The sequence below is a fragment of the Actinomycetes bacterium genome (assembly GCA_036510875.1).
Taxonomy (GTDB): Bacteria; Actinomycetota; Actinomycetes; order Prado026; family Prado026; genus DATCDE01.
The window spans coordinates 1-11,921 of record DATCDE010000319.1 but is presented as its reverse complement, the minus strand read 5'-3'; the positions used below and the strand labels follow the sequence as shown (position 1 = coordinate 11,921).

Sequence of the window (11,921 nt, the reverse complement as noted above, 5' to 3'; positions counted from 1 at the left end):
GCAGCCCGCCACTTCAGGTCGGCGTCGCGGGCAGCGATGTGAGACTTGGGAAGCTCCCAAAGGACGCCCAGCTCGAAGCTCTCCCTGACCCGTGACCGTTCGCATCCGGCGCTGTCGCACCCGCACCCCGCCGGGTGGACGCGCACCGGTCTGGTCTGGCACTCGGCGTAGCGGAGCGCGATGTACACCGTCTGCGGTCCCTTGCCGGGCATCTTGCCCTGTGGCGGGCACGGCCAAGGGGCTCCGCAAGGCTCCGGATCGGTCGCCCCCGTCCCGAGATCGAGATGGGTCGGTTCGCCCACGAGAACTTCTTCGCCCTGCGGGGTGGCCGCATAGCCAGGACAAACGGTGACCTGCCGCGGCGGATCGTCCTTTCCCGGTGCGACGACAGCCAGGCCACAAGCCACGCCCCACCCATGCAGCAGCCGGGTGTGCAGCCGCCGCTTCTCGCGGACCCAATCCTGCTCGGCCCGCATGTCGTCGGCAGTGATCAGCTGGCGGGGAAAGTAGCGGACGCGCTCCAGCGTGGCGCTGCACTGGGCACAGGTTCCGGTGGCTGTCACGGTGACTCCTTCAGGTGTGAACTGGCGACGACAGACGACCGGCCTCGGCGGTCCACCTAGGCCTCCGCCACGGCGATGATGAAGGTGAAGGTGCCGCCCTCTGTGCCGTCCCCCGAGGGCAGGCCGATCGGCTCCCCGTCCAACCGCCGGTCGTCGGCGCCGGTGATGGCTGGGTGTTCCCGGCTCGCATCACCGAGAAGGGCGACGTGGTAGGTACCGGGCCCGAGCGTGCTGTCGGCCGCCGGGTCGAAGGGCTTGGAACGCCAAACGACGACGCGTTCGCTCTCCCACGTCAGGGAACCCGGGATGGCTTCCTCCCGGCCGTCGATGTTCGTCCGGGTGACCAGGAGGTCGGCCTGCTGAACCTCGACGTCCGAAAATGTCAAGACCGTCTCACGCCGGACGTCGCTGGTGAACCCCACGCGGAATCCGCTGGGCCCGAACGCGTTCGACGTGCGGACGGGGACTGCTGGGTCGACCAGCTTCGCGCCGTCGCCGTTGGCCTCCAGGATCTGTACGACCTCGACGCGCAGCGGGCCGCCGACGGACTGGGTGACCTCGAGCGTGAAGGTAAAACTGCCGCCCTCACTGCCATCCCCAGAGGGGAGAGCGGTCGGTTCGCCGTCCAGCCGCTGGCCGTTCGGGTGGGCCACGGCCTGCCGGGTGTCGTCCAGATCGCCGTTGATGAGCACGTCGTACGTCCCAGCAGGCAGGGCCGACGGCTCTTCGATCCGCCATGTCACAGAGTTGGACGACAGCCACTCCAATGTGCCGCCAACTGGGTCGTAGTTGCCGTCGCCGAATCGGCGCGAGACGAGCAGGCTCGCCCTGTCGGAGGCCACCGCTCGGTACGTCGTCACCGTTTCCCGGTTGGGGTCCTCGATGAACCACAGTTGGAAGCCCCATGGCTCGAACATGGTCTGGGTCAGTAGCGGTTCCGCCGGATTCTGCATGGTGGTGTCGTCGCCGGTCTCCGCACGGACCTGGACCCGCGCCACCTGCAGCCGCGCCGGAGCCACCTCGGTCACAATGATCTTGAAGGTAAAGTCGCCGCCCTCGGACCCCTCGCCGGACGGCAGCCCAAGCGGCTCGCCGTCGAGGCGGTGGCCAGCCGGATCGGCGACCGGCGGCCGGTTCCTGTCGTCGTCGCCGAAGACGGTGACGTCGTAGGTCCCGGGCGGCATTGTGCCTGGGTCGTCGATGCGCCAGACGACCGCCTCCGCCGACTCCCAGGACAGCCGGCCCGGGACGGCGACCTGGCCGCCCTCGCCGCCGGGCCCGAGGACGAGCAGGCTGGCTGCTCCCTGCGGGACATCGGCGAAGACCGTCACGGTGCCCTGGTCGACCGCCTGGTCGAAGGTCAGTCGGAAGCCCGTCGGCTCGGCGGTGAACCCGATCGTGATCGGGTCGGCGGGGGATGTGAGACTCCCGCCCACAGCCGTACCTGTGACGAGGTCCACCGCCGCGATCCGCAGGGTATCTGTGGGCCGGTCGCAGCACTCCGCGACCTTGGTCATCAAGCAAGTGATCAACTCGAGGAGGACGGGCTGGCTGTAGACCCGAGTACGGACGGCGCACTCGGCCATGTCGCCGAGGTGCTGGCCCTCCAGGATGACGACGGTGGCCAGCGCGACGCAGTCCTCGGTCGGCGGCTCGGGGCAGTCGTTCGGAACGAGCTCGCACAACAGACGCATCGGGTCGACCGGGGCGCGCTGGTGACCGGGCTTTATGGCCGCGGCCAGCCGGTCGCAGAGGTCGGAAGCTGGTCTGTCGGTCGCCCCGGCACTGAGGTGAAACGAGAAGCTCTCCACGATGGTCCCCGCCTCGCAGCGTTCCTGCCCGTGGCAGGACGAGACGGCTGCGGCCGCGTAGTCCGTCAGACACTCGCGATAACACAGCCACAGGGTTGCCACCCCCGTCGCGGCCGGGTCGAGTCCCGGTTCGTGACAGGCGGGCGTCGGGGCGAATGGGTCGACGGTGAAGGTGCCCGGCACAACGATCTCGCGACCCAGCGGGTCGAGCGCCACGCCTCCGGTGACCTGAAGCTTGTCGTCGACGACGCTGACGGTCAAACCGCACAGGACACCGGCACCGAGCGTCAGCCGGTTGAGCAACCAGCGCTTCTGTTTGCCGTAGTCCTGCTCCAGCTGCAAGTGGCCGACATCGAGGAGCTTGCCGTAGTAGTAGTTGTTGCGAGCGGGTTCGGTGAGCACCGTGCCCTCCTCCTTCGTATGTTGGCCCGTTCAGCCCGCGCCGCTGTACGGCGTGGGGATGGTGGACTGGCCGACGGTCAAACTGTCGACCGTGGTGGATCCGGGCTGTTCACCTTCAAGAAGCAGGGACGGCTCAGTGAGCGACGTGCCGACACTCGGCCGTTGGCCGTCCGTGACGAATGCGTCGATGCCGACCGTGGCCTGCTCGCCGACGGTGAGCGTTTCGCGGACGATCTCGACGCAGAACTCGGTGTGCGCCGGTCGTTCCCGCTCGATAACGGCGGTGATTGCATCGACGACGCCGGGCATGCACGCCGTCGCCTGGTTGACGCCGATTCGAAACCGATGCGCGGTGTCGTCGTACAGCACGGTGCCCCACAGCGCGGCGGGCAGCGGAGCGGCCTCGCCGACCGTGACCGAGCCGATCTCCGGTTCGCAGCTGGGGGCACCCAGGTCCAGGCCCGCCGGGTCCGACAGCACCAGCCCGTCTGGCGCGATGGCCAGCAGCCCCGTCTCCCAGCCGAGTCGCGACCCGAGTTCCGCGCCGAGCAGCCAGATGTGCCGGTGTCGGAAATCCTCGTCGATGGAGATCTCCGCGCCGGTCACGAGGCGCACGAGTTCGCGCAGCGACCCAGGCGTCCCCCTGCGCTCGTGCAGGTCCAACGCCCGGGGGACAAGCTCGCGCCAGGCGTCAACGTCGAGCGAGCCGGGGAGGTCGAACGCCATCCAGCCGGCCAGCCAGCCGAGGGCGTCCGCGGCGGTCTCGTCCGGGTTGATCGTGCTCGCGATCCCGTCGATCTCGCGTTCGAGGTGGTCGAGTGCGGCGGCGGCGTGGCCGAGCAGGCGAGCCAGGAAGGTCGCCTCGTCGGTGTGACGGTAGATCCGGGGCAAATGCTCTTCGGGGCCGTCGGACTCGGTGTGCGCGCCAACCTGCCGGATCGTTGGGCTCTCGCCAGTCGGTGACGGGAGCGCCCGCAGCCGCAGGTGCAGGTAGCGGTGGCCGGCGGACCCACCAAGCAGGTCCAGGCGCACGTCCGGCGACGGCGAGATCCGCCAGTCGGCCGTCTGTGGTGCGACGTCGGGCAGGTCCAGCTGGGCGGCGGCGAGCTCGACAGCCGCTCCGGCCGGTACCACGGCGTCGACAAAGGCGCGGAACCAGGTGAGCCGCACGCCCGCGTCAAGCGGGCCGGTGACGACGATGCCCTGGTCGACCATCCGACGTTCGGCGAGGGCGACCTTGATCATTGCGCCGCGGTCGACCTTGACCAAAAGACGTCCGTCGCCGGTCCAGGCGAGCCCGGACACCGGTCCGCGGAAGCCGTCGAGAAGGCCGAGCTCAGTCCCGCCGGCCAAGTTCACCAGGACGACAGCCCCGGTGGCAGTGTCCGCATACGCGAGCACCGCCGGCGATAGCGCGAAGGCCCCGACGGTCCGCCCGGCTGCCAGCTCCAACGGCGTGAGCCAGCTGCCGTCTTCCGCCAGCCGCACCAGGCGAGTCGCGTCCCCGACATTGAGCCAGGTGACCCCGCTCTCGTCCGTGGCCAGGAAGCGCAGCGCGATCGGCCCTGGCAGGTTCGCCGCTAGGGCACTGGCGGCTGCGGCGCCGAATGTCAGGTCCGGGTCGAGCCGCGCCCCGGTGAACCGGCTGACCCTGCCCGCAGCCGCGTCGAGCACCATCAGCGCGCCGTCCGCAGCCATCTGCACCCCGCCCGGCTCGACAAACCCGGTGAGCGCCGTGACCACCTGTAACCGCGACCTGGAGACACCCAGCACGGCGCCGGCGCCGGCGTCCGCCACCCAGATCAGCTCGGGCCCGATCGCGACCCCGCAGGGTTGGACGAATGTGCCGGAGCCGCGACCGGGAAGCACCCACGTCTCGCCGCACGCGGCGTCCTCAACGACGAGCCGCTGCCCGTCCGTGTCCGTGACAGCGATGAGTCCACCGGCCGCCGAGGCGACGCCCGAGGGCTCGGCGGCGAACGGGCCGGGCAGGTCGACTGGGACGGCGAGCCCAGGCAGGCGCACCAACGTCAGCTTTCCGTCGCTGTCCGGCGTGAGCCCGCTGAGCTCGCAGCCGGCCCAGCTCCGCCGATCGCGGAGCAGGGCATGGTGCGTCGGGGGATGCACGGCTACTCCACGTAGAGGTTGTAGTGGAGTGTTCCGCCTCCGCTGGTGGGCACCAGCTTCAGCGTGTGCTCGCGCGGTCCGAGATCGGAAGTGATCTGCAGCAGGTCGATTTCGCCGGTGCCCGCGACGACCAGGGGATGCGTTTGGGAGCCGTCGCCGAGGCGGGTCCAGTCGTCAGTCGACCGCGCTTGAACCTGGGTGCGCACCTGGTCGGTGATGTCGACATTGTCGAGCTCAATGCGTAGCTCCCTGAAGAACGCGTATGGCGCGCCGGCGCGCACCGGGCTGAGGGGGTCCGTGCCGGCGCCTGCCGACGCCACATCGAGCGAGTGGCGGTGAGTCACCGGTCCAAGCGCATTGTTGATGGTCAGTCCCTGCAGGGTGTGCTGGTGACTACCGGCGACCATGATCGCGCTCTGATCGGTGTTCCTGCGCCCGACGACCTGGTCGTCGTTCACGTCAAGACCACCCGTGGATTCCCCGCCGTCCACGAGGTAGTCATGGGTGTGGTCGCCGGCCGCGGACACCTGAGCCCCTGAGGCGGCGTGGTTGTGCGTGTAATCGTGCTGATCGTCGCCGGTGCTGCCTGTCGACCGGTGTGTGTGCCAGCCCACCTCGGTATAGGCGGACGAGGAGAATCGCGACGCGCGCAGATAGAGTGAGACGGCATCGGGGTAACCCCCGCGTACATGGAAGTACAGCGTCTTCGAGTCGGTCGCGGTGATGCCCTTTTCGCCTTCCAGGCTGATCCCGCGCACCTTGGGCGGTTTGCTCGTCGAGGCGTACTTGCGGATTGCGGTATGCACCCGCTTCACGGCGCATTGTTTGTCCAGCTCGACCTGGGCGAGGGGCACCCGGCCGGACTCCTGCGTTGGCCAGGCGCTCTGCACCGACATCGTCGGGGTGGACAGGATGCGGCTGGGCGCGCTGTCCCTGCTGCACTCGACGCCGCTGGGTGCACCCCTCTCCTCGCGGAATTCGATCACCAGATAATTGCCGTAGACCACCCCGTCGCTGCTGCTGGGGATGCCCGAGACAGGCAGCTCGACCTGGGTGGGCACGATCAGTTCGCGGCCCAACCCGTCGATGGCCAGCCCGGGCGAGACCAGCACCGCGTGCTTGTTGGTCGGAGAGGGCGTGACCTCCAGACCCTTGGCGATGCCAGGGTTGAACAACGTGCGGTTGAGCCAGTGCCGGACCCCCATGTGGTAGCTCTGCTCGGCCCGAAGGTCAGCGGCCACGATGCGCTGCCCGTTGCGGTAATTGAGCCTTTCGACAGCGGGATCGAGGCTCACATCATCGACAGACATCGGCGGTCCTCCGGTCGGGAACCCGCACGGCTCGGCCGGCCGCGACGGTGAATTGATGTTTGCCCGGCGCGGGCAGGCATTGCGGGCACAACGGGAGGTTGGCGCAGCCAGGCTCGTCGCCTGCGAAGGCGAGGCCGAAGTCGGTCACGGCGGACACCTCCGGCAGGGACGTCAGCAAGGTCATGACATCAACGAGGTACACCGGGCGCCCGATCGGGTAGCCCCGGCCGTCCCGTCCGCCGTGCAGCGGGTGCAGGTATGCGTCGACCGCCAGCTCGGCGGCCTCGACGAGGACGCCGGCGTCCGCGTCCTCGGTCGCGACCAGCGTGCCCGAGACGGAGATCTCGTCGTAGCAGGCCGCCATGACCTTGACTTGCGTCGTCACAAGACGGCGCCGCTCGAGGTACCTGAGGACGGACCCGAGGACGCCGGCGGTGGGCGTCGGCGTCGGTCCGGTGGCGTCCGGGACGACCACGACGGTGACCAGCCCGGCCGCAGGCACGCACGGCAGCAGGTCGTCGTATGCGGCCACCGCGCGCGCCCGAGCGACACCTGCCGCCGGGGTGGTGAGGGCGAGGCGCTCGAAGTCGGCGAGGGTGACGGCCTTGTCCGCCGCCTGGATCCGATCGATCACCCGGGCGGTGGCGTCGTCGACCGACTCGGCGACCCGACCGCCGAAACCGCCGAGGACGTGCTGGACGCGGAGGTCGGCCAGCTGGGCCGCCGGCCCGGGGATGAGTGCGACATTGCGCGGGGTCAGCGGGACGGACGTGAGTGACCCGGCCGGGACGTTGCCGCCCGGTCCGGAACCGACCTGGTAGCCCACGCTCAACCGCGCCCCTGCCCGCGGCACGCGTCCGCGCAGCCCGTTCCCGAAGGTGACCCGACCCACTGCCGGTTCGACCAGAGCGTCCGCATCGTGTGGCCCGGAGTCGAGCCAGTCGTGGACTTCGCGCCAGCTGCCGACCCCGACGACGGGGTGGGTGAAGGTAACGGACACCGAACCGGCGACGATGGGGACCTGTCCAAGGTCGAACCGCTCGTGGGCGTGGCCCTCGCTTAGTCCGCCGTCCTCGGGCGGGTCAACCCGCACGGCATGCGCGGCGGGAACTGCGTTGAGCAGCACCGTCCGCGGTGCCGGGGGGGTGCCGTAGCGGCCGCGGTCGAGCCGGGCCCGGATGTAGTGATGCGGTCCAGGGCCACCCGGAGCATGGTCGGCGGGCACCCTGAACGTCACCCAGCCGGACAGGGTGAGCGCGCGGGTGCTGTCCTGGACACGCGGCAGCGTTGCCCAGGACCCGTCGGCTCGATGGTGCTCCCACACCAGCGACACGTCCTGGTGGTCGCGCAGCGATGGCCCACGGCCGGCGCCGGCGGGGCAACAGCGGAGGTCGTCCCGAGTGGCCGCCGCCCACTCGGCGATGACCGCCGCCCAGGTCGCAGCGTCCGCCGCCGGATCCGGCCCGAGCACGGCGAGGCGCACCCGCGTTCCCGGCGGTCCCAGCGGCTGGTCGAAACCCAAATACAGCGCATCGCCGGGCTCAGGGTCCGGGCCGAGCTGGAGCACCTGCACCAGGCTCGCCGGCGAGAGGACCACTGCGCGCGTCGTCTCGAACGTCGCATGGCCGGGGTCCGGTCCGAGCTGCAACCCCGTGGGCAGCATCGGGGCGGGTGCTGCACCGCTCCAGCCGAATGTCACGACTGTCCACGCCACCGTCGCCGGCCGGGGCTCGCTACGCACCAGTCGCAGGAACGCCCGGATCTCCGCCTCGGGCAGGCGGTCCAGTCGGAACAGGTCCTGCTCGACCAGCCAGGACAACAGCTCGACGAGGGTGATCCCCGGGTCGCTCGCGTTGTGATCGGTCCACGGCGGGGCCAGTCGAGGGATCCGGGCCCGGCTGTCGGTGAGGAGTTCGTCGAAGGTGCGGCCATCAAGCGACGGTTTGGAGATCGGCATCAGCGCTCACCACCGAGCGACAGGGTCAGCTGGTGGTCGCCCGAGCTGACGAGCGCGTCGGCCGGCAGCCGTACGACGTCGCCTGCCTCGGCGCCGTCAAGGCTGAGCCGAATCCACACGATGTGGTCGACCCCAGTCACCTGATCGACCAAGGACGCGATTGCCGACAGGTACACCGGCTCGCCGAATCCCCAGCCGGCGCCCTTGGCACCGGTCAGCGGATGGAGGTAGGCCGCGAGCTGTCCGCGCAACCGTTCGTCCACCGCGGCGGGATCGACGTCCGGCGACGTGGCAATGGACGCCCGGACGGTGAGCTTGCCGTATTTGGGCGAGACCAGGTGTAGGCCGCCGGCCAGCCCCGCGGGTATCCGGGCCGCCAGCCAGGCGCGCACCCGCGACAGCAGTTCGACCGACGGCGCCGGCCGTGCGTCCAGGCTCCACGGAGCGATGGTCACAGTGACCTGTCCGCGCGTGACCTGCCCGCTGCTGCCGGTCACCGGCAGGCAGCGAGCGCGAGCGACCTCTGGCGTTGCCTCGTAGGCCAACCACTCAAAGTCCTCCCGGCTGACGGCACGGTCACGGTGCCGCAACCGCTGGGGTGAGCGGTGCACGGTCATCTGGAAGCTCTCGGTGGCCGTTCCTCCCTGCGCAGCAACGGGATTCGTGACGCCCTGCAGACCGGCGATCCCCGTGCGCAGCTCAGTGATCGTGCTCGCTGGCACGTTCGCGGCGACGCCACCACCGACGGCGTACGACGCACGCACTACGCACCCGGCCGACGGAATCCGGCCATGCACCCCGTCACCGAACCGCACGTACCCCACAGACCGTTCGATCAGGTAGTGGCGGTCGGCCGGGGCCGAGCCGAACAGATGGTCGTGCTGGAGCCAGCGCACCCATACGCCGCGGACCTGGCCCGTTGCCGGGTCGGTGTCGTAGCGGAGGTCGGCCTCAGTCAGGCCGACCACAGCGTCCCGCCAGCCATCGCCGCGACCGACCCACTCGCGCACCTCGATCCGCTCGCCGGCAAGGACCGGCGTCTTTCCCGGCGCGAACACCAGCACCTGGTCCGGCTCACCGCTGCTCGACCCAAGCCGATCGTCCTGGGTGCTCTCGCCCTGCCGGCCCCATACCGTGTTCGCGAGGAGGGAGTCGATAGCGCGACTCGGCCGCTCGAGACCCTCCTTTACCCGGGCCCGATACCAGTAGGCCGCCCCCCCGAGCCCGGGTCGCGCGACGGCATCCGCCGCGCCCACGAACTGGATCATGCCGCTGGTGCGCAGACCGGATGACTCGTCCAGCACGGCAAGCTGGAGCCAGCCGCGGTCGGAGAGGTACTCCCATGCGAACGGCGAGGGCCCCGCGTCGTCCTCGCCCGGTGACGAGACCGCGGTGAACAGGCTGACAAGGCCCGATGGCAGCGGCTCGGTGAACCCCAGATGTAGAGCGGGGGCCCGGTCCTCGACCGGCTCGAACGGGTGGAAGGTCCGCCTCGGCCACTTGCAGTCCAGCGTGTGGTTGGCGAAGGCGAGGTCGTTCTCCGTGACGCAGTGCTCGGGCACCTGCGACTCGGTCAGGTACGTGTAGCCCAGGGTCAGGTGCGCGATGGCGGGCGGCGCGAGGGTGCTCGGGCCGGCGACAACTTTGTACCCCGCGCCGTCCGGCACCACCGACACCTGCTCGGGGTGCCCGTAGTCGCCCGACACGATGCGGGCGCGCACCCACGCCGACTTGGTGCCCTCGACGGTGGCCTCCTGCCAACCGCGGGGCGCGATGAAGCTGATCACCCCGTCGACAGTCAGGGCCTTCGTCGTGTCGGAGAACTCATCCGGTGCGTCGAACTGCAACCAGGTGGTGCCATCGAAGTACTCCCAGGCCAGCGTCGGCGGGCTGGTCGCCGCCGGGTGACCGGGTGGTCGCCTGACCCCGATCGACACCCGGGCGCCGGGCCGGGCGAACACGTCCTTGGCCGCCAGGCTGAATGTGCCATAGAGGGCGGGGACCGGGCCGAACGGCTCGAATACGTTGCCGAGGTCGAGAGGCACGCGGTCGGCGTAGGCCTGGTCGGCGGCGAGGCCGTCCTTGGCGAAGCCAACCCGCAGCTGCACCTGGTCGATCTCGGGCAGGGCACCGTCCGCGTCCGTGCCCTCGGGACGCAGCGGCGGTAGGCTGTCGAGCAGCCCGATGACCTGGCCGGGGTCCATCCCCGGGATGACCCGGTCCAGCACCAGCGTCGACGCGCCGGCGCTCAGCACTGTGGCGTGCTCGACGCCGGTGACCGAGACCTTGTCCCCGACGAGCAGGTCTCGCCCCGAGTCGACGCTCACCTGCCCGGGGGCCGTGGGCGATCCAGACGCCGGCGCGACGATCTGGGCGGACGGCCTCCGCCCGCTGACCTCGGCGCGTATCCAGTAGCTCGTGACCCCGTCGATGACTCCCTCGGCAGCGTCAGGCCCCGGCCCCTTGGTGAGCCTGATCAGGCCGTCATCGGTGAACCGCACGGTCGAGTCGCTGACGACCGTCAGCGGCAGCCAGCCGTCCTTGGACAGGTACGACCAGTCCAGCAGGATCGGCCTCCGGGTCGAGGTGGTCGTCAGGCCGAGGCTGGCGAAGTCGACGATGAGCTGTACCTCCGCGGTACCGGCGAGGCGCAGGAACGTCGAGTGCCCCAGGTACATCCGGTGCGGCATCGGCGCGGCCGGCTCGAACAACGTGAAGCCCTGCGCCAGGCGGGCGCTGTGGTCGGCGTACGTGTCGCTCGCCGGATCCACTGAGTACGCCGCGGCCAGCGCTCCGTGCGTCAGGGTGACCGTTGACTCCGTGAAGAACACCGGTGCCGTAGGCGCGGTGACCGCACCAGTCGACAGCACCGAGGGCGGCGGCGGTGGCACCTTGGCGGCGACCTGGCTGCGGGCAGGCAGCGTGACGTCGGTCGTCACCGTGGGCAGCAGGGTGAAGGTGAGCGGTGCGCGCGCCGACTGGGCCGGGAGCTGGGCCGCGCCAAGGCGCTCGAGGAACTGCAGCCGGGCACGTTCGGGGAGCCGGTCGACACCCTCGCGCAACACAGCCAACTCGCTCGCGAGAAGCTCGACCCAGGCATCGCCGGCCTGCCCGGACCGCGGCCTGAGCTCCGGGACATAGCCGAGCAGGTTGGCGCGCAGGTCCGCGGAGATCTGCTCTCGGGTCCGGCCGTCGAGAACCGGGCCGGCAGGGTCGGCACCCGGACTCATGACGTGGCCTCGCTCACGTAGAACGGGTAGACGAGGTTGTAGAACGTGTTCGTCGCCCGCACCCGCCGAACCCGATCACCAAGGGCAGCGCGACCGTGCTCGTCGCGGGCCAGCCGGCCGCCCGCGCTGGCGACCTCACCGGGTGCGGCGCCCCCATCCTCGGCGGCCTGCCGACGGTGCTGATCGGAGGCTGAGGTGACCGACGACGCGCGCAGGTTCCTGGGTCAGGGCTGGGCCTTCCCGGTGGCCGTTGACGGCACCGGAGAGATCGCCCTGGCGAGCTACGACGAGGACATTAGGCAGGCAGTGCTCGTTGTCCTGCAGACCGACTACGACGAGCGCGTTATGCACGCGGATTTCGGCGCGAACCTTTCGGCAACGCTGTTCCAGCCGATCACCTCGACGACCGCCGCCCTGGTCCGGCACCAGGTCGAACTGGCGCTCGTCGAATGGGAGCCGCGGATCGATTCGGTCAACGTCTCCGTCGTGCCGAGCCCACCCGACGGCCGGTTGGACATCAT

The 11,921-nt window shown here is 70.2% G+C and carries 7 protein-coding genes and 1 pseudogene; 2 read left to right on the top strand and 6 right to left on the bottom strand.

Annotation, left to right across the window (positions count from 1 at the left end):
- The 6 genes from VIM19_18390 to VIM19_18365 all read right to left on the bottom strand — a co-directional run.
- Positions 1–563, bottom strand: a 563-nt coding sequence (locus VIM19_18390; protein HEY5186817.1) for a hypothetical protein, incomplete at its 3' end; no start/stop codon positions are given.
- Between the two features lie 56 nt (positions 564–619).
- Complete coding sequence (locus VIM19_18385; GenBank protein HEY5186816.1) at positions 620–2,776, bottom strand: hypothetical protein; 2,157 nt, start codon at positions 2,774–2,776, stop codon at positions 620–622.
- Between the two features lie 30 nt (positions 2,777–2,806).
- Positions 2,807–4,801, bottom strand: a complete 1,995-nt coding sequence (locus VIM19_18380) for a phage tail protein (GenBank protein ID HEY5186815.1) — start codon at positions 4,799–4,801, stop codon at positions 2,807–2,809.
- A 104-nt stretch (positions 4,802–4,905) separates the two neighbouring features.
- Complete coding sequence (locus VIM19_18375) at positions 4,906–6,213, bottom strand: hypothetical protein (protein HEY5186814.1); 1,308 nt, start codon at positions 6,211–6,213, stop codon at positions 4,906–4,908.
- Positions 6,200–8,170, bottom strand: coding sequence for a baseplate J/gp47 family protein (locus tag VIM19_18370; protein HEY5186813.1), 1,971 nt, complete (start codon positions 8,168–8,170; stop codon positions 6,200–6,202). The genes VIM19_18375 and VIM19_18370 overlap by 14 nt, the downstream gene beginning before the upstream one ends.
- Positions 8,170–11,400, bottom strand: coding sequence for a putative baseplate assembly protein (locus VIM19_18365; protein ID HEY5186812.1), 3,231 nt, complete (start codon positions 11,398–11,400; stop codon positions 8,170–8,172). The genes VIM19_18370 and VIM19_18365 overlap by 1 nt, the downstream gene beginning before the upstream one ends.
- Before the next feature lie 59 nt (positions 11,401–11,459).
- On the opposite strand from VIM19_18365, the pseudogene VIM19_18360 reads away from it, so the two are divergent.
- Positions 11,460–11,594: pseudogene (locus tag VIM19_18360) on the top strand (PAAR domain-containing protein).
- A 1-nt stretch (position 11,595) separates the two neighbouring features.
- Positions 11,596–11,921, top strand: a 326-nt coding sequence (locus tag VIM19_18355; protein ID HEY5186811.1) for a GPW/gp25 family protein, incomplete at its 3' end; no start/stop codon positions are given.

What these genes read in the sequence shown, in the direction of transcription:
- VIM19_18375 (HEY5186814.1), bottom strand. Translation starts at nt 6,213, where the DNA reads ATGTCTGTCGATGATGTGAGCCTCGATCCCGCTGTCGAAAGGCTCAAT.
- VIM19_18370 (HEY5186813.1), bottom strand. Translation starts at nt 8,170, where the DNA reads ATGCCGATCTCCAAACCGTCGCTTGATGGCCGCACCTTCGACGAACTC.
- VIM19_18365 (HEY5186812.1), bottom strand. Translation starts at nt 11,400, where the DNA reads ATGAGTCCGGGTGCCGACCCTGCCGGCCCGGTTCTCGACGGCCGGACC.